A 20,861-nucleotide genomic window follows, 5' to 3' on the forward strand; every position below is an offset into this window, starting at 1 on the left:
ATGAGCGCTCCCATCGTCATCGCCGCCGGCGGCACCGGCGGGCATTTTTTCCCGGCCGAAGCGCTGGCGGCAGAGCTGATCGCGCGCGGCGAGCGCGTGGTGCTGATGACCGATGCGCGCTCCGGCGGGCTCAACTCCCCGGTCTTCGCGCAGACCGAAAACCACGTGCTCTCCGGCGCCGGGCTGGCTGGGCGCGGCGTGCAGCGCGCGGCGAAAGCCTCGTTGGCGCTGGCGCAAGGTGTGGTGCAGGCGCGCGCCATCATGAGCGGCCTGCGCCCCGGCGCGGTGGTGGCCTTCGGGGGCTATCCTTCAGTGCCGCCCGTACTCGCCGCCGCCTTGCTGGGCGGCAAAAAGCCTTTGGTGGTGCTGCATGAACAGAATGGCGTGCTCGGCCGTGCCAACCGCTTCCTGTCGCGCTTCGCCAACATCTTGGCTTTGAATTTCGCCAACACCACGCGCCTGCCGGGCAAGATCGAAACCATCGCGGTCGGCAACCCGGTCCGCCCGGCGGTGGCCGCTTTGGCCGGGCAGGGCTATGCGCCACCCGGCGAGGTGATCGCCCTGCTGGTGCTCGGCGGCTCTCTGGGCGCGAAAATCTTTTCCACCCTGGTCCCCGAAGCTCTGGCGATGCTCCCCGAGGCGCTGCGCGCCCGCCTGCACGTCACCCAGCAAGTCCGCAAGGATGATCTGGACAGCGTGCGCGCCGCCTATGTTGCCGCCGGCATCGAGGCCGAGCTCTCCCCCTTCTTCGCGGATGTCGCCGCCTTGCTGGCGGGTGCTCATCTCGTCATCTCCCGTGCCGGCGCCTCCAGCGTCGCGGAAATCGCCGTTGCCGGGCGTCCCGCCATCTTCATCCCGCTGCCCGGCGCCATTGACGACCATCAGCGCGCCAATGCCGACGCCCTGGCCGCCTTCGGTGCCGCTTTGCGTTTGGACCAAAATGGTCTCACCCCCGCCATCCTGGCTGAAAAGATCGAGACGTTACTGATGAATCCTGAGAGTTTGGTGAAGGCCGCGGACGCCGCCGCGCAGTTGGGGCAGCCGCAAGCGGCCGCCAGGCTGGCGGATCTGGTGCAGGAAAGGATGGCGGCATGAGAGCGCTTCCGCTTTCCATCGGGCCGATCCATTTCGTCGGCATTGGCGGCATCGGCATGTCCGGCATCGCCGAGGTGCTGCATGAGCTGGGCTACCAGGTGCAAGGCTCGGACCTGTCCGAAAACGCCAATGTGCAGCGCCTGCGCGCCGGCGGCATCCAGGTCGCCGTGGGCCATGATGCGAAAAACCTTGGCCAGGCCCAGGTCGTTGTTATTTCCACCGCCGTGCCGAAGGACAACCCGGAAGTCCTCGCCGCCCGCGCCAAGCTGATCCCTGTGGTGCGCCGCGCGGAAATGCTGGCGGAGCTGATGCGGCTGAAATGGGCCGTCGCCATCGGTGGCACCCATGGCAAAACCACCACCACCTCGCTGGTTGCCTGCGTGCTGGAAGGGGCGGGGTTTGATCCGACCGTGATCAATGGCGGCATCATCAATGCCTACGGCTCCAACACCCGCCTTGGCTCCGGCGACTGGATGGTGGTGGAGGCCGATGAGTCGGACGGCTCCTTCCTGCGCCTGCCCGCCGTCATCACCATCGTCACCAACATGGACCCGGAACATCTCGACCATTGGGGCAGCAAAGAGGCGATGGAAGCCGGCTATCGCCAATTCGTCGCCAATATTCCCTTCTATGGGTTCGCGGTGCTCTGCATCGACCATCCCGCCGTCCAGCAGATGATCCCGGCTCTGTCGGATCATCGTGTCATCACCTACGGTTTTTCGCCGCAGGCGGATGTGCGCGCCGAGCGCATCATCTCGTCCAAGGATGGCGCCACCTTCGAGGTCCGCATCTCGGACCGCATCACCGGCCGTGCCCGCCGCGCCGGCCCCTTCAAGCTGCCGATGCTCGGCAACCACAACGTCCAGAACGCCCTCGCCGCCATCACCGTGGCGCTGGAGATGGAGGTGGACGAGCAGAACATCAGAGCCGCCTTGGCGAATTTCGCCGGTGTGAAGCGGCGCTTCACCAAAACCGGCGAGGCCGGCGGCATCACCGTGATCGATGATTACGGCCATCACCCGGTGGAAATCGCCGCGGTGCTGAAGGCCGCGCGCCAGGCCGGCGCGCGCGATGTGGTCGCCGTGGTGCAGCCGCATCGTTTCTCGCGCCTGCAAAGCCTGTTCGAGGAATTCTGCGCCTGCATGAACGATGCCGGCACCGTCATCGTCGCGGATGTCTACGCCGCCGGCGAACAGCCGATCGAAGGTGTCGATAAGGAAGCTCTGGTCGAAGGGCTGCGCGCGCGCGGCCACCGCTCGGTGGTGGCGATGGCCGACCCCGCGCATCTGCCCGAGATGGTGCACGCCATCGCCCGCCATGGCGACTACGTGGTCTGCCTCGGTGCCGGCAGCATCACCCAATGGGCGGCCGCTTTGCCGCATCAGCTCAACGATCTGCAGGCCCAGGCCAAGGCGGCGGGGGCCAGGCGATGATGGCAAGCACGATCCCGGCGACACGCGGGCGCCTGAAGGAAAACGAAACGCTGGCGCCGATGACGTGGTTTCGCGTCGGCGGCCCGGCGGAGTTCCTGCTGCGCCCGGCGGATGTCCAGGATCTGTGCGATTTCATGGCGCAATTGCCGCTGGAAATGCCGATCACCGTAATCGGCGCCGCTTCCAACCTGATCGTGCGGGATGGCGGCATCAACGGCGTCGTCATCAAGCTGGCGCGCGGCTTCGGCGAGGTTGAGATCGAGGCGGATGGCATCATCGCCGGCGCGGCGGCCTTGGATATCACCGTCTCCGAGCACGCGGCATCAGCTGGCTTGAGCGGCCTGGAATTCCTCTCCGGCATTCCCGGCACCATTGGCGGTGCGGTGGCGATGAATGCCGGCGCCTATGGCGGCGACATGGCCGGGGTGCTGGACTGGGTCGAGATCGTCACCCGCGCCGGCGAGCTGAAACGCCTGGCCGTGCAGGAACTGGGGCTAACCTACCGTCATTCCAACTTGCCCGCCGATGCGGTGGTGGTGCGTGCCCGGCTGCGCGCCCAACCCGGCGAGGCGGCATTGATTGCCGCGCGCATGGCCGAGATCAAGACCAAGCGCGAAGCCACCCAGCCGGTCCGCGCCCGCACCGGCGGCTCCACCTTCGCCAACCCGGACGGCCAGAAAGCCTGGGAGCTGGTGGATGGGGCAGGGTGCCGTGGCCTGACCATCGGCCAAGCCCAGGTCTCGGACTTGCATTGCAATTTTCTGCTCAATCTCGGCGGCGCCACGGCGGCTGAGCTGGAAGGGCTGGGCGAGGAAGTCCGCAAGCGCGTGCTGGAGAAATCCGGCATTTCGCTGCGGTGGGAAATCAAACGAATTGGAGTGCCGGCGTGATGCGTGTTGCGGTTTTGATGGGCGGCATGTCCTCCGAGCGCGAAGTGTCGCTCAACACCGGCGCGCAGGTCTCCGGCGCGCTGCGCCAGGCCGGGTTCGAGGTGACGGAGATTATCGTCTCGGACGATCTTGAGGCGCTGCTGAAAGCGCTGAAGCCCCGCCCGGATGTCGTCTTCAACGCGCTGCACGGGCGCTTTGGCGAGGATGGCACCATCCAGGGCATTCTGGATTATATCGGCCTGCCCTACACCCATTCCGGTGTACGCGCCTCGGCTTTGGCGATGGATAAAGGCGCGGCCAAGGCGATCTTCGCCGCCGCCGGCCTGCCGATCGCCGCGCATAAGATCATCGAGATCGAGGAGCTGCTGGCACACGACCCGCTGCCGCGCCCCTACGTGGTGAAGCCGGTGAATGAAGGCTCCTCCGTCGGCGTCTCCATCGTCAAGGCCGGTGATAATCGCCGCGCGGAAATCGTCTCCGCCTGGAATTTCGGTGCGGCGATGGTGGAGGAATATGTCCCCGGTCGCGAACTCACCGTCGGCGTGCTGGAAGACCGCGCGCTGGTCGTCACCGAAATTCTGCCGACTGAGAAATTTTACGATTATCACGCCAAATACGCCGCCGGCGGCTCCCGCCACGTGCTGCCGGCGCAGGTGCCCGAAAATATCGCGCAATCCGCCAAGGAGATTGCGGTGGCGGCGCATAAGGCGCTGGGCTGCCGCGGCGCCTCGCGCGCGGATCTGCGCTACGACGAAGACACAGGTAGGCTGATCCTGCTCGAGGTGAACACCCAGCCGGGCATGACCGCGACCTCACTGCTGCCTGAACAGGCAGCGCATCAGGGCATGGATTTCCCGGCCCTGTGCAGCTGGCTGGTGGAGAGGGCCGCATGCCGCGTGTAGAAACGCTGGAACGCCCCCTGGCCCCCACGCCGCGCCCACGGCGCAACAGCCCGCGCGGCAAGAAGGCGCCGCCGCAGGATAGGCTCAGCCCACGCGTGCTGTTCTTCCGCCGGGTGAAACGCAGCCTGAAGCCGGGCCTGTGGATCATGGGCGGCATCGCGCTGCTGGTGGTGGGAACAGAACTGGTGCGCAGCCTCCCCAGCGCGCCGCACCACGCTGTCGCCGAGGCGCCGACCGAAATCACCCAGGCGCCGCCTGTAGCACCCGCGCGCGTGGTGCAGCCCGGCCTGCTCGCGGATGCGCTGGCCGGCATCGGGTTTCGCATCGGCGCGGTGCAGGTGAACGGCGCTGTCACCACCGATCATGCCGCGCTGATGCAGGCGATCGGGGTGACGGATGGTGATCCCACCTTTGGTTTTTCCCTCGCCACCATCCAGCAACGGGTGCAGGCGCTGGGTCCGGTGCAGAGTGCCACGGTCGAGCGCATCCTGCCCGGCACGCTGGTGGTGAATGTCACCGAGCGCGATGTCTACGCCATCTGGCAGAGCGTGCAGAATGGCAAGGTGGTGTTCCAGCTCATCGACAAGAAGGGCAACGTGATCCAGGACCAGGATGCGGCGGCGGCGAAGCATCGCCAGCCCGGCCTGCTGCTGATCTCCGGCCCCGGCGCGCCGCAGCAGGCCGCCAAGCTGATCCCGGAATTGCAAGCCGTGCCCAGCGTGTTGTCGCATGTCGCCGCGGCGGAATGGGTGGATGGGCTGCGCTGGAACCTGATCCTGAAGAACCAGACGGTGGTGAAGCTGCCGGCCGAGCATGAGGCGGATGCGCTCTCCCAGCTCGCCGGTCTGCAAAGTTCCATGCAGCTGCTGGATCGTCCGGTGGAGGCGATCGATCTGCGCCAGGATGGCAGGCTGGTCGTGCGCCCCTACGCCACCCCGACATCCGACGGGTCGAAGAAAAAGAACAAGCCTGACACCCGCCAGGAGGGACAATGAACAACATGACGCGCCGCGCCGCCCAGTTGGAAAACAAGCCCGCCCTGCCTGAGGATTTGCCGCGCGGCCGGGCGGTGAAATCCGGCCCGTTCGGGGTGCTGGATATCGGCTCCACCAAGGTCGCCTGCCTGATCGGCCGGGCCGAGGCGGATGGCCGGCTGCGCGCTCTGGGCTTTGGCTGGCAGCAGAGCCGGGGCATCAAGGCTGGCGGCATTGTCGATCTCGACCAGGCCGAGCGCACCATCCGCGCCGCCGTCGGCGCCGCCGAGGATATGGCGGATCAGCGGCTGAAATCCGTCTATGTCAATCTCTCCTGCGGCCAGCCGGAATCGCGTTTGTTCAACGTGCAATGGCCGGTCGATGGCCGCGCGGTGAACAGCGATGATATTCGCCGCGTGGTGCGCGAGGCCCGCACCCGCGCCTCCACCGAAGGCCGTGTCACCATCCATGCGCTGCCGCTGAATTTCTCCGCCGACGAAACCCCCGGTGTCACCGACCCGCGCGGCCTGTTCTGCGACACGCTCACCGCGCAGCTGCATGTGGTTGATGCCAGCTCCACCGCGCTGCGCACGCTGCAAGCCTGCCTCTCGCGCTGCGAGCTGGATATTGCCGCCCTGGTCTCCGCCCCCTACGCGGCGGGGCTGGCGGCTTTGGTGCGCGATGAGCGCGAGCTTGGCGCCACCATCATCGATATGGGCGGCGGCACCACCACCATGGCGGTGTTCTTCGAAGGCCAGGTGGTGCATACCGCGCAGATCCCGGTCGGCGGCAATCACGTCACCGCCGATATCGCGATGGGGCTTTCCACCCCGCTCGCCCATGCCGAACGTCTCAAGGCGCTGCACGGCAATTGCCATCCTTCGCCGGACGATGCGCGGGAATTGCTGCCGGTGCCCTCCGTTGGCGAGGCGGAACATCAGATCGCGCAGGTGCCGCGCTCGCATCTGATCTCCTGCATCAAGCCGCGACTCGAGGAGATTTTCGAGCTGGTGAAGGACCGACTCGAGACCGCTGGTCTCGGCCGCGCCGGCAATGGCCGCGTCGTGCTCACCGGCGGCGCCTCGCAGCTTGGCGGGGTGCGTGATCTGGCCTCGCAAATTCTGGAACGCCCGGTGCGCCAGGGGCATCCGGCCAGCGTCATCGGCCTGGCCGATGCGGCTGGCGCGCCGAATTTCGCCACCCTTGTCGGCCTGCTCGCCTTCGCCACCGGCGATGGCCAGCCCCTGCAGGACATTAATTTTGAAGCCCAGCGCAGTGCCGGTTGGTTCGGCAGCTTCGTCGATTTTTTGAAAAATCGCGTTTGACAGAGAATCGACGCGGTCTTTAGCGGTATTGTTCGAGGAGAGAGAGTCATGGTCCTACATTTGTCAGTCGATAAGCCCACACATACGGATTTCACACCCCGGATCACCGTGTTCGGCGTCGGCGGCGGCGGCTGTAATGCCGTCAACAACATGATTCAGATGAATCTCCCCGGCGTGGAATTCGTTGTCGCCAACACCGATGCGCAGCAGCTGCAGCGCTCGCTGGCGGAAAAGCGCATCCAGCTCGGCCCGCACCTCACGCAGGGCAATGGCGCTGGCGGCCGCCCGGATATCGGCAAGCTCTCCGCTGACGAAGCCGCTGATGAGCTGGCCCGCCATCTTGAGAACACCCATATGGTGTTCATCACCGCCGGCATGGGTGGTGGCACCGGCACCGGCGCGGCACCCGTGATCGCACGCATGGCGCGCGAGCGGGACATCCTCACCGTCGGCGTCGTCACCAAGCCCTTCGCCTTCGAAGGCAAGCGCCGCATGCGCTCCGCCGAGGAAGGCATCATCGAGATGCAGGCCTATGTGGACACGCTGATCGTGATTCCGAACCAGAATCTCTTCAAGGTCGCGAATGAGCGCACCGGCTGGAAAGAAGCCTTCGAGATGGCCGATAACGTCCTGTACATGGGCGTGCGTGGCGTCACCGATCTGATGGTGATGCCCGGCATCGTCAATCTGGACTTCGCCGATGTCCGCTCCGTGATGCGCGAGATGGGCAAGGCGATGATGGGCACTGGTGAGGCCGAGGGCGAGGACCGCGCGATCCGCGCCGCCGAAGCCGCGATCAGCAACCCGCTGCTCGAAGACACCAACATGCGCGGCGCGCGCGGCCTGCTGATCAACATCACCGGCGGCTCCGATGTCACTTTGTTCGAAATCGACCAGGCGGCCAATCGCGTCAGCGAGGAGGTCGATACCGACGCCAACATCATGTTCGGCATGTCTCTGGATGAGACCATGGCCGGCAAGGTGCGCGTCTCCGTGGTCGCCACAGGCATCGATTCCGCCCCGGTTGCCATGCCGAATTTGAAAGTCGTCAACGGCAGCGCCGAAAATAATAATTTCGTGCAGGCGGTCGCCTCGCAGCACGCCGCCCAGCAGGGCTCCGGCCGCCCGGCCGGCTACGTGCCGGAGCCGCCGGCCGCGCCGCTGGTCTCCAAGGCCTTCGTCGAGCAGCGCCCGCATGAAGTCGCCCCGGCGCATGTCGAAGCGCATATGGAGCCGGCCCCGGCACCGCGCCCGGCAGCCCCCATGCGCCCCGCCATGGCCCCCGCCCCGGCGCCGGTGCGTGCCCCGGAGCCGCCGAAGCCCACCTCCATATTCAAATCCGTGTTCGGGTTCGGCGCCAGCAAGGCGCCCGCCCCGGCGCCGCAGCCGCAGCACCGCCAGGAGCCGGCGATGCGCGCTGACGAGCAGGAACAGCCCCGCGCCGCCGTGCGCCCGGCGCAGATGGATGAGGTCGGCCTGGAAATTCCCGCCTTCCTGCGCCGCAACCAGTAAGGCGCAAGCCGGCCAGGCGGCCCTCTCTCCCCGCCGAAAAACCCTCGGGCAAGAAGCCCGGGGGTTTTTTTATGACCGGTGCGGCGCGCGTTCGTTACGCAACCAGAGCCTGAGCGCGGCCCGTGAACAAGCCGAAAACAATCTGAGGCGGCGTGCCACAATCCTTTGTTGCGCTCTGTAACTTCATTTAAAATCAGATGGTTATGGCGAAATAATCAGAAATAATGATTTATTGGCTGCAATGCAGCGAGACGCGTAATTTAGAGCCTGGTTAATGGACAGGATTTCAATGTCGTCTTTGCGTGACAGATATAGCATGATCCAGCGCGACGCTGCCGCCCGCTGCACCCTGAAGGCGCCGATTTCGGCGGTGGGGCGCGGGCTGCATAGCGGCGCGGATGTGCGCCTCACGCTGCGCCCGGCGGCGCTGAATACCGGCATCGTCTTCCGCCGGACCGATCTCGGTGTCGATGTCGCCGCGAAGTTCGACAATGTCACCGACACCCGCCTGTGCACCCTGATTTCGCGCGGCGATGCCAAAATCGGAACCATCGAGCATCTGATGGCGGCATTGGCCGCAGCCGGGGTGGATGACCTCATCGTCGAGGTGGACGCCCCAGAATTGCCGGTGTTCGACGGCTCCGCCGCCCCCTTCCTGTTTCTGATCGAGAGCGCCGGCGTCATCGAGCATGGCGGCGCCCGCCCGGTGCTGGAAATTCTGCGCCCGGTGCGCGTCGAGCAGAACGGCGCCTTCGCCGAGCTACGCCCGCACGCTGATGGCGGCACCGGGTTCGATATCTCCCTCTCCATCGAATTCGCCGCCCGCGCCATCGGCGCCCAGGCCTATCATTTCAACCTCTCCACCGCCGGCTTCGCCGATGAGATCGCCCGGGCCCGCACCTTCACCCAGCGCGGTGAGATCGAGGCGCTGCGCCAGGCCGGGCTCGCCCGTGGCGGCTCGCTCGCCAATGCGGTGGTGGTGGATGACGATAAGATCATGAATCCCGAAGGGCTGCGCTACGCGGATGAGTTCGTCCGCCACAAGCTGCTGGATGTGATCGGCGATCTCTATCTCGCCGGCGCGCCCATCTCCGGGCGGTTCATCGGCAGCCGTACCGGCCACGCGCTGAACAACCAGCTGCTGCGGGCGGTTTATGCGGATCAGGCGAATTACCGTCTCGCCACCGGCGCGCTGGAAGCGCCGCTGCAGCTCACCGCGGCTTAAACCAGCGCGTTTTCCGGTCCGCTTCGCCTTCTTGCATCGTGGCAAGGGCTGGTTTACCTCGCCAGGGCAAACCAGAGGAGCCGTCCATGACCGCCATTGCCGACATTGTCGCCCGCGAAATTCTCGATAGCCGTGGCAACCCGACCGTCGAGGTCGATGTGCTGCTGGAATCCGGCGCCTTTGGCCGCGCCGCCGTGCCCTCCGGCGCCTCCACCGGCGCGCATGAGGCCGTCGAGCTGCGCGATGGCGACAAGTCCCGCTATAACGGCAAGGGCGTGCTCAAGGCCGTCGCCGCCGTCGAGGGCGAGATCCTGGACGCCATCGGCGGGCTGGACGCCGAAGACCAGGTCGGCATCGATAATATACTGATCGATCTGGACGGCACTCCGAACAAGGCCCGGCTCGGCGCCAACGCCATCCTCGGCGTCTCGCTGGCGCTGGCCAAGGCCGCCGCGGTCGATAACGGCCTGCCGCTTTATCGCTATATCGGTGGTGTCTCCGCCCGCACTTTGCCGGTGCCGATGATGAACATCGTCAATGGCGGCCAGCATGCCGACAACCCGATCGACATTCAGGAATTCATGATCCAGCCGGTCGGCGCCTCTTCCATCGCGGAAGCGGTGCGCATCGGCGCCGAGATTTTCCACACGCTGAAGAAGCAGCTGCACGATGCCGGCCACAACACCAATGTCGGCGATGAAGGCGGCTTCGCGCCGAACCTGAAATCCGCCGACGAGGCGCTGGGCTTCATCGCCAAATCCGTCGAGAAGGCCGGCTACAAGCTGGGCGAGGACATCACCTTCGCGATGGATTGCGCCTCCACCGAATTCTTCAAGAATGGCATTTACGACCTCGAAGGCGAGGGCAAGAAACTCGATGCCGGCCAGTTCGTCGATTACCTGGCCGATCTCTGCACCCGCTACCCGATCGCCTCGATCGAGGATGGCTGCTCCGAGGATGATTGGGAGGGCTGGAAGCTGCTCACCGAGCGTCTCGGCGGCAAGCTGCAGCTGGTCGGTGACGATCTGTTCGTGACCAACCCGGAGCGTCTGACCCGCGGCATCGCCGCTGGCGTCGGCAACTCCATCCTGGTCAAGGTCAACCAGATCGGCACCCTGACCGAGACGCTGGAAGCGGTCGAAATCGCCCACCGCGCCGGCTACACCGCCGTCATGTCGCACCGCTCCGGCGAGACCGAGGATGCCACGATCGCGGATCTCGCGGTTGCTACCAATTGCGGCCAGATCAAGACCGGTTCGCTGGCCCGTTCGGACCGTATGGCGAAGTATAACCAGCTGATCCGCATCGAGGCGGAGCTGGGCGGCACCGGCCGGTATTACGGGCCGATGATGCGCAAGATTGGGTAAGAAAAACCCGCTTTTTTGAAAAAAAGCGGGACCAAAAAACGTCTGCGACCCTAGGTCGTCGATATGGCTGCATGGGTTGCCTTGGCGTCTCATGCAGCGTTGGTTTCATAGCTATGAAAGAAGCGGCCTTTTTTCAAAAAGGCCGCTTTTTTCTTTCTACCAGCTGTTATTATTCAAATCATCGTCGCTGCTGCCGCCATCATCCCAGCCGGGATTGCCCATCAGCCCGTCATCCTGGCTCTGGCCGAAATCCTGTTGCGGCGGCGCGGCTTGGGCCTCATGCCCGCCCATCATGCCATCCACAATCCGCTCACCGGCCGCAAACCCCGCACCGGCCGCAAGCCCGGAAACGATGGAGCTGCCAAGCCCGCCGCCCATGCCGCCCGCCGGACCATAGCCGCCGCCGGGGCCATAAGGGCCGGGGCCACCTTGCGGATAATTATTATACGGCATGTTCGGATTGCCCGGGAACGGGCGGTACACCTGCTGCCGGCGGAAACCGGAGACCAGGCGCAGCACCACGAACAGCAGGATCAACCCGCCAATCACCAACATCACCATGCTGACACCTCCATGATGCCTCTCCCCCGCTTGGGCTGAGGATAAGCCGTTATTGATATGCGCCCGCAGCGCCGAAACCTTCGCCGCATTGGCGAAAGGCAGGCCCGGCGCGTACTGGTCGGCCTTGGCCAGCGCCTGGGCGGCGGCGTTTTCATTGCCGCGCGCATCCTGCGCCTCGGCCAGCAGATACCAGGCGGTGCCGCTATCCGGGTGCGTGTTCAGCACGGATTTCAGCTGGCTGATCGCCTGGCCGCTCTGGCCGTTATCGATCATCGTCTGGATCTGGCGCGGGCTCGCATCCTGCGCGAACGCGGGCAGGGCAGGGGCCAGCATCAACCCGCTGGCCAACGCCAATAGGGGAAGAGAGAATTTGCTCATATCAGGAGTCCTTGAGGCATCCGGCCTGTCATATGGGGGTCTCTAGCATAATAATCCATTGCGGCGGATGGGTGACAGCCAGACGAAACAATCTTTAAGGACGGAATATTAATGTACGCGGCGCACAAAACCCCATAAAATCCGAGTCGTGGGGAGAAACTCTGCGCGGGACGCCAAGCTCTTTTGCCAGTCCAGGCTCTTTTGCCAGTATCGTCTCACCCGGTTTTCATGGTGACAAGGAGGTTCCTTGCATGACCGCTCTGGCCTACGCCAATGATGACGACGTAACCAACGTTGCCAATCCGCTCGACCTCGTGGAACAGGTCATCTCAGCAAATGAATGGATCTTCGACCGCCGCTCCGAGTCCGACCTCGCCGCCGAGGCCCAGGGCAAATGGTGCGATTACGGGCTGTATTTCTGCTGGTCGGATGAGATTTCCGTCATGCATGTCTCCGCCGCCTTTGACATGAAGGCCCCGCCGAAGCAGCGCACCGGCCTCTATGAATTGCTGGCCAAGGCCAATGAGCGGCTCTGGATCGGCCATTTCGGCATGGATGAAGAGACCGGCATGCCGGTCTATCGCCACGCCATGCTGCTGCGCGGCGCCCCCAGCGCCGCCTCGGAATCGATCGAGGACCTGATCGACATCGCCATCAGCGAGTGCGAGCGCTTCTTCCCCGCCTTCCAGTTCGTGATCTGGGGCGGCAAGAGCGCGGATGAGGCGCTCGAGGCGGCCATGCTGGAATGTGTCGGCGAGGCGTAACCCCTACATTCCAAACCGCCCTTCAATGGGTTAGAGCGGTTATATGACCGCTCTTCCCTCTCTTCTGCTCATCGGCGGTGGCCGCATGGGCAGCGCCATGCTCGCCGGTTGGCGTGAGCAGGGCCTCTCCCGCGCTTTCGTCATCGACCCTTCCGAGGGCGCCAAAACCCTGGCCGGGCCGGACGTGACCGTGCTGGCCGATGCCGCCCAGCTCCCGGCGGATTTCGCGCCGGAAGCGGTTATTCTCGCGGTGAAGCCGCAAATGGCGGCCGCCGCGCTGCCCGCTTATGCGAAATTCGCCGAAACCGCGCTCTTCATCTCCATCATGGCCGGCAAAACCGCCCAGGGCGTGGCTTCATTGCTCGGCGGCGCCAAGGCTGTGGTCCGGGCCATGCCCAACACCCCGGCGGCGGTGCGCCAGGGCATCACCGTGGCCTTCCCTGGTGGGGGCGTCTCGCTTGCGCAGCGCGATCTCACCACCCGGCTGCTGGAGGCCGTCGGCCAGGTCGCCTGGGTTGAGGATGAGGGCGCGCTGGATGCCGTCACCGCGATTTCCGGCGGCGGCCCGGCCTATGTCTTCCTGTTGACCGAATTGCTGGAGCAGGCCGGGCTGGATCAGGGGCTTTCGCCCGATCTCGCCCGCATCATGGCCCGCCAGACCGTGATCGGCTCCGCCAGCCTGCTCGCCGCCTCCGCCGAAACCCCGGAAGCCCTACGTGTGGCTGTAACCTCCCCCGGCGGCACCACCGCCGAGGCGCTGAAACTGTTGCGCGCGGATGACGCTCTGCCAAAAATATTCAGGGAAGCCATCCAGGCCGCCACGGATCGCTCCCGCGCCCTCTCGGCTTAATTTACTTTAAGGCCCCTGGTTGCTACACCGCGCGCGAGTTGAATTCGGGGATCACCGCGCATGAAGATCGTAGCCTGCAACAGCAACCGCCCTCTGGCCGAGGCTGTCGCCGCCGGTTTGAACCTGCCGCTGGCGAAAGCCTCCGTCCGGCGTTTCGCGGACATGGAAGTGTTCGTCGAAATTCACGAGAATGTCCGTGGTGAGGACGTCTTCGTCATCCAATCCACCTCCTACCCGACCAATGACAATCTGATGGAATTGCTGATCACCTGCGATGCGCTGCGCCGCGGCTCCGCCCGGCGCATCACCCCGGTGATCCCGTATTTCGGCTATGCCCGCCAGGACCGTAAATCCGGCCCGCGCACGCCGATCTCCGCCAAGCTGGTCGCCAATCTGATCACCGAGGCCGGCGCCAGCCGCGTGCTGACCATGGATCTGCATGCCGGCCAGATCCAGGGCTTCTTCGACATCCCGGTCGATAACCTCCCCGCCGCCCCGCTCTTTTCCCGCGATATCGAGGAGCGTTTCGCCGGCCGCACCCCGATGATCGTCTCCCCGGATGTTGGCGGCGTGCTGCGCGCGCGCATCATCGCCCGCCGGCTGAATACCGATCTCGCCATCATCGATAAGCGCCGCGAGCGCGCCGGCGTCTCCGAGGTGATGAACATCATCGGCGAGGTTGAGGGGCGCGATTGCATCCTGGTCGATGATATCGTCGATTCCGGTGGCACGCTCTGCAACGCCGCCGAGGCGCTGCTGGCCAATGGCGCCAAGTCGGTCGAAGTGTACGTGACGCATGGCGTGCTCTCCGGCGGCGCCGTGGCGCGCATCGCCGCCTCGCCGATCGAGATGCTGACCATCACCGACTCGATCATGGCGACCGAGGCGGTACGTCTGGCGCATAATATCCGCCAGCTTTCCGTCGCCCAGCTGCTGGCCGAGGCGATGCGCCGCATCTCCACCGAAAGCTCGGTCTCCTCGCTGTTCGACTGAGCCCCCACGTCTCGACCTAAAAAACCGCGTCCGGCCCCAGGCTGGACGCGGTTTTTTATTGCCCTAAACTCCCCCGGCGGCGGCCACAGGGCCGCGATTTGCTGGGAGCCATCATGAAACTCTTTTATTCCCCGAATGCCTGCTCGCTTGGGATTCATGTCCTGCTTGAGGAAATCGGCAAGCCGTTCGAGCTGGTGAAGGTCGATCTCGCCTCCGGGGCGCAATATAAGGAGCCCTTCATTTCACTGAACCCGAAATCCAAGGTGCCGGCTCTGGCGCTGGAGGATGGCAGCGTGATCACCGAATGGCCGGCCGTGGCCTGGTATCTGGCGAAGACCAATCCGGAAGCGCATCTGCTGCCCACCACCCTGGAAGGCGAGGTGAAGGCGCTGGAATTGCTGGATTACATGGTTGCCACCGTGCATATGCGCGGCTTCACCCGCATCTTCCGCCCGGCGAATTTCACCCCGACCACGGCGGATGAACCCGCCGTGCAGCGCACCGGGCGCGAGATTGTGGAGGCCGGCTTCAAGCAGCTGGCGCAGAGCCTTGGCGCGAAGGCCTATCTGCTGGGCGATCTCTCGATCGCCGATGCGGCCTTGTTCTATTTGACCCATTGGGGGGTGCAGCGCGCCAAGATGACGCTGCCGCCGGCCCTGGCATCGCATCTGGAGCGCATGCGCGCCCGCCCGGCCGTGCAGCGCGCTTTGGCCAGCGAGGGGTTGAGCTGAACATGGCCTTGCCGGCGCGGCCCTTCTGGTTCCTTCGCCATGGCGAAACCGACCTGAATGCCGCCCGGCTCGCCCAGGGGGCGGGCATCGATGCTGGCTTGAATGCCACTGGCCGCGCCCAGGCGGAGCGCGCCGGCCCCTTGCTGGCGGGGCAGGAGATCACCGCCATCATCGCCTCGCCCCTGCTTCGCGCCCGCCAGACGGCGGAGATCATCAATGAATTCCTGCGCCTGCCGCTCAGCATCGAGCCGGATCTGCGCGAGGTCGCCTTCGGCAGCATGGAAGGCGAGCCCTTGCTGCCCTGGTTTCCGGACTGGCTGGAAGGCCGCGCCACGCCGGACGGGGCGGAGAGCTTCGCTGCGCTCACCCGGCGCGTCGAGACGGTATTAAGGCGAATCCTGAAAACGCAGCAGGGGCCGGTGCTGCTGGTGGCGCATGGCGGCGTGTTCCGGGCCATGCGCGAACTCATGGGGCTGCCCAAGGAAGGGCGCACCGCGCACGCCCTCCCGATCTTTTGTGACCATACCGGCGAAGGCTGGCAGGCCACCAGCCCCGATCTGGGGATCTAGAGCAACATCCGATCAAACGGACTCGTTTGATCGGATAAAGTTGCTCGCTCGAACAAAAAGCTAGGGCGTATTCCGTGCACCAACGTGAACGGAATACGCTCTAGCCGGTCAGCGCGGCAATGCCGATCCCGAGTAGCAGCGCCACCATCATGATGGCCGGCGGCGGCATGAAGCCTTTCATGTCAAACACTCCTTTACCGTCCCGCGAAACCGGTGGCGCCAAGCGCTGTACAAACGGCCTGCCGCCTATGACGGATTTTTAATGAAACCGCATGCGCGGATTCATCCAGGGAGCCATGCAAGCTTTATCGCAAGGCTTGCCTTTGTATGTTGGGCCGCGCGTGGCGTGAATCAACCCGCCGGGCGGGCCTCAGATCCGGTCCAGATCCAAGGTCAGCGCCACCGGCACATGGTCAGAGGGCTGCGCCCAGTTGCGGGCCTCGCGCAGAATCTGGTGGCGGCTCAAGGCCGGTTTCAGATCCGGCGTCACCCATACATGATCCAGCCGGCGGCCGCGGTTGGAGGCGTCCCAATCGCGGTTGCGATAGGACCACCAGGTATATAATTTCTGGTCCTCCGGCACGAAATGCCGGATCGCATCGTAGAAACCCTGCGCCCGCCAGCCATTCAGGGCCGCCACCTCAACCGGGGTGTGACTAACAACGTCCAGTAGCTGCTTATGGCTCCAAACATCATGTTCGAGCGGCGCGATGTTGAGATCGCCGACCAAAATCGCGCGTTGCGGCGGATAGGCCGAAAAATGCCCGGTGGTTTCTGCCAGAAAATCAAGTTTGTGGGCGAATTTCTCGTTCGCCGCGCGGTCCGGCACATCGCCGCCGGCGGGAACGTAGAAATTATGGATTGTTAGCGGCCCGCGCGGCGTGGCGATACTGGCGGAGAGATGCCGGCAATCACTTTTATTGCACCAATCCGGCGTGTTTTCCGCGAGCATCAACGGCAGGCGCGAAAATATGGCGACACCATTGTAACCTTTCATGCCGCGCTTCAGCACATGCGGAAATCCAATCTCCGCCGCGATCGCCTCTGGAAACAGCTCGTCAGGAACCTTGGTTTCCTGCAGGCAGATCACGTCAGGTTGCAATTGGCCGACGAGCTGGTGCAGATGCGCCTGGCGCAGCCGCAGGGAATTGATGTTCCAGGTGGCGATGGTGAGGGTCATGGGGGATCTCTACAGGCTTTTCACCGCCTGCCTATCCCCCGACCGTGCTGGGCCCGGAGGACGGATTATACTGGAACAGCGAATCCGGAAACGGTCCGCCCGGCGCTATATCATAGAGATGCACGCTGGTCTGTTTGCCCTGCGCATCGGTGACGATCCAGGATTGCAGCTCAAGCGGGTCGGTCGCGAAACTCAAGGTCAGCGTGCCGGCGGCTTCCTTGCCCTTGCGGACCAGGGAAATATTCACCTGGCCCGGCTGGCGGTTGATGGCGGTGACATACACCCCCGCGGATTCAAGATTGACATGCGGGGCCAGCAGAATGCCAAGCGGGGTGGCGCTGAGCGGGATATTGGTGGTCTGCCCGAGGGCGGGGTCGTGATAGACCAGCAGGCCAAAGCCGGCGACGAGCAGTTGCGGGTCCGGTGGGTCATAGGCAAAGCGCATCTTGCCGGGGCGCTGCAACCAGGCCTTGCCAGTGCGCGTCGCGCCGTCCGCCGCAACTTGCAGGAAGTTGGCGGTCAGCCCCTTCTGGGCGTTCAGATAGGCCTCGATCTGGGCGATAAGGGTCTTATCCGCCGCGGTGAGCGCCAAGGGCGCTGCCTGGGCGGCCAATGGCCACCCGAGCAGCAACCCTGAACAGGCAGCCGCCAGCCCAAGGGCTTGGCGGCGGGAGGGACAATCAGCTCGCCGCGCGGCGGCTGGCGGCCTCGGTTTTGTTCGCAGAGAAAGCATCGGTCATAATATGGCGCGTCTCACGCAGAAAAGCAGCCCCCTTGACGGTGCGCTGCACCAGCACCGAGCGGCGGTCGGACGGGTCGACCTTGCGGCGAACGAAATCGAGCTCGGTCAGCCGGTCGAGCGCGCGGGTGATCGCCGGCTTGGAGACGTTCAGCTCCTGCGCCAGGCCGCGCACGGTATGGCCGCCTTCATTCAGGTAGCAGGTGAGAAACACGCCGAGCTGACGCGCGGAAAGATCCACGCCGTCACGGCGAACCAAGGACACGACCGTGTCTCGTAGAATGCCCACGAGCTGATCGGAAGACAGTTGAGCGGATGCCATTTTATAACTCCATGGAAACAGGCTCATAAAAACCGTTTCAGACGGAAGATTTCGCCGAAGCCGTTTCTAGACTGAACCGTTAGTACATAATAGTATAGGTAAATACAAAATCTCTTCAATATGATTAAGAAAAATTCTTTGTCCGTATCACTAACATACTGAAAAGGCGAAATGATCCCTCTGCGGTCGAACGATTTGTTTTGTAACGAAGTTTGTTGATTTTGCGAAAACTAAATATTCGCTCTTTATTGCTGAAATCTTACGTTTTGATAAGACAATATGTAAACTGGTTTGTGCGCATCCTATTTTATCGATTCGCGACCGGGATCAAAAATAAGACCCGGCCGCTGCATTTTTCGGACGTCACATGGCGTGGGGACGGCTCAGCCCCTCGATTGCCGCAAGCAAGGCCTGCAGAGTTTGCGCCTCTCCGCCTTCGGGCTTGCCCGGTCTGGTTGCATCGTTCCACGCATAAGTGTCGATGTGCGCCCAATGCGTGTTTTTTGAAATGAAATGTTGCAGGAACAATGCGGCGGTTACCGCGCCGGCCATCGGCTTTGAAGAGATGTTGCACAAATCCGCATAAGGGGTCTCCAGCCAGGCGGCATAAGGCGCGTGCAGCGGCAGGCGCCAGAGCGGATCGTTCTCGATGAGTCCAGATTCAAGAATCGTCTGGGCCAGTGCGTCGTCATTGCTGAACAGCGCCGGCAGATCCGGCCCCAGCGCCACGCGCGCCGCCCCGGTGAGGGTGGCGGCGTCGATCAGCCAGTGCGGTTGCGCCCCGCAGGCTTCATGCAGCAGGTCGCACAATACCAGCCGTCCTTCCGCATCCGTATCGCCGACTTCGACGCTGATCCCCGCACGGGTGCGCAGAATATCGGAGGGGCGCATGGCATGGCCGGAGACGCTGTTCTCCACGCAGCCCAGCCGCAACTCCAGCCGGATCGGCAGATCCAGCGCCATGATCGCGCTGGCCAGCCCGAGCATGATCGCCGCCCCGCCCATATCCTTGCGCATCAGCCGCATCGAGCCGCCGGGCTTGAGGTTGTAGCCGCCAGTATCGAAACAAACCCCCTTGCCGCAGAGCGAGACCAGCTTCGCCTCCGTCCCCGCCTGGCTGCCCTGCCAGCGCAGCACCACCACCGCTGGCGCGCGCGCCGAACCGGCACCCACCGCCGCCACGGTCGGGTAGTTGGCCTCCAGCGCCGCACCGGTGATCGCCTCCGCCTCGGCGCCGAAATGCTGCGCCACATCCAGCGCCGCCTGCGCCAGCTCGGGGGGCCCGAGCAGGTTGGGCGGTGTGTTGATCAGCTCGCGGGCCAGCATCATGCTGCCGGCCAGGATGCGCGCGCGTGGCTGCGCCTGGGCGCGCTGGGGGGCCAGCTGGGCGAAATCGGCCTGGCGGGCGCGCTGCGTCTGGTAGCGATAGGCCCCCAGCAGAAAAGCCCGCTCCGCCCGCTCAGGATCGAACCCGCCGGGCTCGATATGCCACAGGCTGCCGGCGGGCAGGGCGGCGGCGGCGGCGCCGAAGCCGATGCTCTCCGGCGCGTTGCCCAGCCCGAGCAAGGCCCCGGCCAGCGCGCCTTGCGCATCCGCGTAAAGCAGCACGCGGCCGGCCTCGCCGGTGAAGCCAAGCAGCCTGGCCTGCGCGGCGGCCTCCGGAAGGGCGGCCAGGCATGCACCCAGCCCCTCCGGGCGTACCGCGTACAAGGGCAGAGACGGGCCAGGCACATGCGCCAGGCCAGAGGGTTGGTCGAGGAATTGTAAAGGGGAATATGTCATGCCGGCATGCTAGCGCCGGGGCGGGGGGCCTGTCATCGCGGCAAAGGCGCGGCGCGGCACCTAGAGCAATATGTGTTTAGGTTGACGCGCCAACGTCAAGATAAACACATGAAATTGCTCGCTAAAACAAAACTTAGAGCATCAAGCTAAAAACTTGATGCTCTAAAGGCGCTGCCCAGAGATCAAACCGGGCGCGCTCCTGCCAGCGCACCCGGGTCGCGAGAGATCAGCGCAAGGATGGGCGGGTTACCCCGCCCCTTATTCAGTGCAGCCGTTCGATCCCGATGGCGGCAACGCGGCCCTCGCGCTGCTGCAGAACGAAGCGCACCCGCTCGCCCTCATTCAGCTTGCGCAGGCCGGCATGCTGCACGGCGCTGATATGAACAAAAATATCGTTCCCGCCCTCGTCCGGGGCGATGAAGCCATAGCCTTTGCCGGGGTTGAACCATCTCACCACGCCGGTCTGAGACTCAGCCTGCGACGAGGATTGGGTGTCTTGCATCGTTTCCATGTGGCGCCTTTCTTTGCCCAGTTTTATTTGCCCGTTCTTTTGGGCTTGGGTCATTTCGCCGGATCGCTCCGGACGAAACGGAATTTAAGCGCATTTGCCAGGAACGATCAATTCCAAAGTTTTTGCTGCATTGCAGCGGATTTTTGAAACAACAACGCCGCCGGCAAGGTGCCGGCGGCGTAACGTTCGCAAGGAGTCAGGCCACGTCTTCGCGTTTGTCGCGCACGCGGACATAGGCGATGGCGGCGTGGTCCTCGCAATAGGGCTTCCCGGAAACCGCCGCGGCATTACAAAAGTGAAAACTCGGTTTGCCGGGCTCGCCGATTGGCCAGCAGCACGGGGTGGCGCGGGGCTGCTGCGGTTTCGGCGCTGGCATGATCGCGCGCAGCACCGGCACAGGCTGGCTCACCGAGGCGGAAAGCGGCGGCAAGGTCGGGCCCTGGGTGCGCTTGGGCGCCACCGGGCGCGGCGCGGTCTCGCCGGTGGAGCGGCGGATCGGCGAGGGGCGAGCCGGCAGATTGAGCCGGTGCGCCTTGCCGACCACGGCATTCTTGGAAATATTCAGCCGCCGGCCGATCTCCGCGGTCGACAAGCCCTCGGCCCACAAACTCCGCAGCCGCGCAATGCTGTCGTCTGTCCACTCCATTTTGTGGGCCTCCATGCTGTAACTACTAGATACAGTAGAGGCTGCGAGAGGGCGTAGCAATCTCTTGTGACGTTTTCACGAGTCCTTTTCTGTGGAAAACTCAAACTCGCCA

21 protein-coding genes are annotated in these 20,861 nt (G+C 64.4%); 14 read left to right on the plus strand and 7 right to left on the minus strand.

Annotated elements, in window-relative coordinates:
* The 9 genes from murG to eno all read left to right on the plus strand — a co-directional run bounded on the left by murG (position 1) and on the right by eno (position 10,723).
* Positions 1-1,095: an undecaprenyldiphospho-muramoylpentapeptide beta-N-acetylglucosaminyltransferase gene (gene murG, locus T331_RS17550; protein ID WP_051622212.1), complete on the plus strand. Its 1,095-nt coding sequence runs from the start codon at positions 1-3 to the stop codon at positions 1,093-1,095.
* Positions 1,092-2,528 (plus strand): UDP-N-acetylmuramate--L-alanine ligase, encoded by a 1,437-nt coding sequence (gene murC / locus T331_RS0106485; protein ID WP_008493546.1) that lies wholly within the window; start codon positions 1,092-1,094, stop codon positions 2,526-2,528. The genes murG and murC overlap by 4 nt, the downstream gene beginning before the upstream one ends.
* Positions 2,525-3,418 (plus strand): UDP-N-acetylmuramate dehydrogenase, encoded by an 894-nt coding sequence (murB, locus tag T331_RS0106490; RefSeq protein ID WP_026439452.1) that lies wholly within the window; start codon positions 2,525-2,527, stop codon positions 3,416-3,418. The genes murC and murB overlap by 4 nt, the downstream gene beginning before the upstream one ends.
* Entirely contained in the window at positions 3,418-4,320 is a 903-nt protein-coding gene (locus T331_RS0106495; protein WP_211248686.1) for a D-alanine--D-alanine ligase, read from the plus strand. Before murB ends, T331_RS0106495 begins: the two co-directional genes overlap by 1 nt.
* Positions 4,308-5,315, plus strand: a complete 1,008-nt coding sequence (locus T331_RS0106500; protein ID WP_051622213.1) for a cell division protein FtsQ/DivIB — start codon at positions 4,308-4,310, stop codon at positions 5,313-5,315. The genes T331_RS0106495 and T331_RS0106500 overlap by 13 nt, the downstream gene beginning before the upstream one ends.
* Positions 5,312-6,619, plus strand: coding sequence for a cell division protein FtsA (ftsA, locus tag T331_RS0106505; protein WP_026439455.1), 1,308 nt, complete (start codon positions 5,312-5,314; stop codon positions 6,617-6,619). Before T331_RS0106500 ends, ftsA begins: the two co-directional genes overlap by 4 nt.
* Before the next feature lie 48 nt (positions 6,620-6,667).
* Positions 6,668-8,131, plus strand: coding sequence for a cell division protein FtsZ (gene ftsZ, locus T331_RS0106510; protein WP_026439456.1), 1,464 nt, complete (start codon positions 6,668-6,670; stop codon positions 8,129-8,131).
* A 316-nt stretch (positions 8,132-8,447) separates the two neighbouring features.
* Entirely contained in the window at positions 8,448-9,356 is a 909-nt protein-coding gene (gene lpxC / locus T331_RS17555) for a UDP-3-O-acyl-N-acetylglucosamine deacetylase (protein ID WP_008493538.1), read from the plus strand.
* 86 nt (positions 9,357-9,442) lie between these two features.
* Positions 9,443-10,723, plus strand: a complete 1,281-nt coding sequence (gene eno / locus T331_RS0106520; protein ID WP_026439457.1) for a phosphopyruvate hydratase — start codon at positions 9,443-9,445, stop codon at positions 10,721-10,723.
* A gap of 156 nt (positions 10,724-10,879) precedes the next feature.
* On the opposite strand, the gene T331_RS0106525 is transcribed toward eno, so the two are convergent.
* Complete coding sequence (locus T331_RS0106525; protein WP_026439458.1) at positions 10,880-11,662, minus strand: tetratricopeptide repeat protein; 783 nt, start codon at positions 11,660-11,662, stop codon at positions 10,880-10,882.
* Positions 11,663-11,913: 251 nt separating this feature from the next.
* On the opposite strand from T331_RS0106525, the gene T331_RS0106530 reads away from it, so the two are divergent.
* The 5 genes from T331_RS0106530 (at position 11,914) to T331_RS0106550 (ending at position 15,569) form a co-directional block, all read left to right on the plus strand.
* Positions 11,914-12,426 carry a type III secretion system chaperone family protein gene (locus T331_RS0106530; RefSeq protein WP_008493535.1) on the plus strand — a complete coding sequence of 171 codons (513 nt, stop codon included), beginning with the start codon at positions 11,914-11,916 and terminating at the stop codon, positions 12,424-12,426.
* A 43-nt stretch (positions 12,427-12,469) separates the two neighbouring features.
* Positions 12,470-13,276, plus strand: coding sequence for a pyrroline-5-carboxylate reductase (proC, locus tag T331_RS0106535; RefSeq protein ID WP_026439459.1), 807 nt, complete (start codon positions 12,470-12,472; stop codon positions 13,274-13,276).
* A gap of 60 nt (positions 13,277-13,336) precedes the next feature.
* A complete protein-coding gene (locus tag T331_RS0106540; RefSeq protein ID WP_008493533.1) occupies positions 13,337-14,269 on the plus strand; it encodes a ribose-phosphate pyrophosphokinase in 933 nt (310 codons plus the stop codon).
* A gap of 113 nt (positions 14,270-14,382) precedes the next feature.
* Positions 14,383-15,000, plus strand: coding sequence for a glutathione S-transferase family protein (locus tag T331_RS0106545; RefSeq protein ID WP_026439460.1), 618 nt, complete (start codon positions 14,383-14,385; stop codon positions 14,998-15,000).
* A 2-nt stretch (positions 15,001-15,002) separates the two neighbouring features.
* Complete coding sequence (locus T331_RS0106550; RefSeq protein WP_026439461.1) at positions 15,003-15,569, plus strand: histidine phosphatase family protein; 567 nt, start codon at positions 15,003-15,005, stop codon at positions 15,567-15,569.
* Between the two features lie 370 nt (positions 15,570-15,939).
* Here T331_RS0106550 and xth read toward each other — a convergent pair whose 3' ends face one another.
* From xth to T331_RS0106585, 6 genes are all read right to left on the minus strand, one after another.
* A complete protein-coding gene (gene xth, locus T331_RS0106560; protein ID WP_026439462.1) occupies positions 15,940-16,749 on the minus strand; it encodes an exodeoxyribonuclease III in 810 nt (269 codons plus the stop codon).
* A gap of 31 nt (positions 16,750-16,780) precedes the next feature.
* Positions 16,781-17,341 carry a LolA family protein gene (locus T331_RS0106565; RefSeq protein WP_008493527.1) on the minus strand — a complete coding sequence of 187 codons (561 nt, stop codon included), beginning with the start codon at positions 17,339-17,341 and terminating at the stop codon, positions 16,781-16,783.
* 88 nt (positions 17,342-17,429) lie between these two features.
* A complete protein-coding gene (locus T331_RS0106570; protein WP_026439464.1) occupies positions 17,430-17,810 on the minus strand; it encodes a MarR family transcriptional regulator in 381 nt (126 codons plus the stop codon).
* A gap of 363 nt (positions 17,811-18,173) precedes the next feature.
* Positions 18,174-19,592, minus strand: a complete 1,419-nt coding sequence (locus tag T331_RS0106575) for a leucyl aminopeptidase family protein (protein ID WP_051622215.1) — start codon at positions 19,590-19,592, stop codon at positions 18,174-18,176.
* Between the two features lie 262 nt (positions 19,593-19,854).
* Entirely contained in the window at positions 19,855-20,103 is a 249-nt protein-coding gene (locus tag T331_RS0106580) for a cold shock domain-containing protein (protein ID WP_008493524.1), read from the minus strand.
* 196 nt (positions 20,104-20,299) lie between these two features.
* Positions 20,300-20,749, minus strand: a complete 450-nt coding sequence (locus tag T331_RS0106585; protein ID WP_026439467.1) for a GcrA family cell cycle regulator — start codon at positions 20,747-20,749, stop codon at positions 20,300-20,302.
* Between the last annotated feature and the right edge of the window lie 112 nt (positions 20,750-20,861).

Source organism: Acidocella facilis ATCC 35904 (assembly GCF_000687875.1).
Taxonomy (GTDB): Bacteria; Pseudomonadota; Alphaproteobacteria; order Acetobacterales; family Acetobacteraceae; genus Acidocella; species Acidocella facilis.

Excerpts from the sequence above, each read along its gene's own strand:
- murG (WP_051622212.1), top strand. The coding sequence starts at position 1 with ATGAGCGCTCCCATCGTCATCGCCGCCGGCGGCACCGGCGGGCATTTT.
- murC (WP_008493546.1), top strand. The coding sequence starts at position 1,092 with ATGAGAGCGCTTCCGCTTTCCATCGGGCCGATCCATTTCGTCGGCATT.
- murB (WP_026439452.1), top strand. The coding sequence starts at position 2,525 with ATGATGGCAAGCACGATCCCGGCGACACGCGGGCGCCTGAAGGAAAAC.
- T331_RS0106495 (WP_211248686.1), top strand. The coding sequence starts at position 3,418 with ATGCGTGTTGCGGTTTTGATGGGCGGCATGTCCTCCGAGCGCGAAGTG.
- T331_RS0106500 (WP_051622213.1), top strand. The coding sequence starts at position 4,308 with ATGCCGCGTGTAGAAACGCTGGAACGCCCCCTGGCCCCCACGCCGCGC.
- ftsA (WP_026439455.1), top strand. The coding sequence starts at position 5,312 with ATGAACAACATGACGCGCCGCGCCGCCCAGTTGGAAAACAAGCCCGCC.
- ftsZ (WP_026439456.1), top strand. The coding sequence starts at position 6,668 with ATGGTCCTACATTTGTCAGTCGATAAGCCCACACATACGGATTTCACA.
- lpxC (WP_008493538.1), top strand. The coding sequence starts at position 8,448 with ATGATCCAGCGCGACGCTGCCGCCCGCTGCACCCTGAAGGCGCCGATT.
- eno (WP_026439457.1), top strand. The coding sequence starts at position 9,443 with ATGACCGCCATTGCCGACATTGTCGCCCGCGAAATTCTCGATAGCCGT.
- T331_RS0106525 (WP_026439458.1), bottom strand. The coding sequence starts at position 11,662 with ATGAGCAAATTCTCTCTTCCCCTATTGGCGTTGGCCAGCGGGTTGATG.
- T331_RS0106530 (WP_008493535.1), top strand. The coding sequence starts at position 11,914 with ATGACCGCTCTGGCCTACGCCAATGATGACGACGTAACCAACGTTGCC.
- proC (WP_026439459.1), top strand. The coding sequence starts at position 12,470 with ATGACCGCTCTTCCCTCTCTTCTGCTCATCGGCGGTGGCCGCATGGGC.
- T331_RS0106540 (WP_008493533.1), top strand. The coding sequence starts at position 13,337 with ATGAAGATCGTAGCCTGCAACAGCAACCGCCCTCTGGCCGAGGCTGTC.
- T331_RS0106545 (WP_026439460.1), top strand. The coding sequence starts at position 14,383 with ATGAAACTCTTTTATTCCCCGAATGCCTGCTCGCTTGGGATTCATGTC.
- T331_RS0106550 (WP_026439461.1), top strand. The coding sequence starts at position 15,003 with ATGGCCTTGCCGGCGCGGCCCTTCTGGTTCCTTCGCCATGGCGAAACC.
- xth (WP_026439462.1), bottom strand. The coding sequence starts at position 16,749 with ATGACCCTCACCATCGCCACCTGGAACATCAATTCCCTGCGGCTGCGC.
- T331_RS0106570 (WP_026439464.1), bottom strand. The coding sequence starts at position 17,810 with ATGGCATCCGCTCAACTGTCTTCCGATCAGCTCGTGGGCATTCTACGA.
- T331_RS0106575 (WP_051622215.1), bottom strand. The coding sequence starts at position 19,592 with ATGACATATTCCCCTTTACAATTCCTCGACCAACCCTCTGGCCTGGCG.
- T331_RS0106580 (WP_008493524.1), bottom strand. The coding sequence starts at position 20,103 with ATGGAAACGATGCAAGACACCCAATCCTCGTCGCAGGCTGAGTCTCAG.
- T331_RS0106585 (WP_026439467.1), bottom strand. The coding sequence starts at position 20,749 with ATGGAGTGGACAGACGACAGCATTGCGCGGCTGCGGAGTTTGTGGGCC.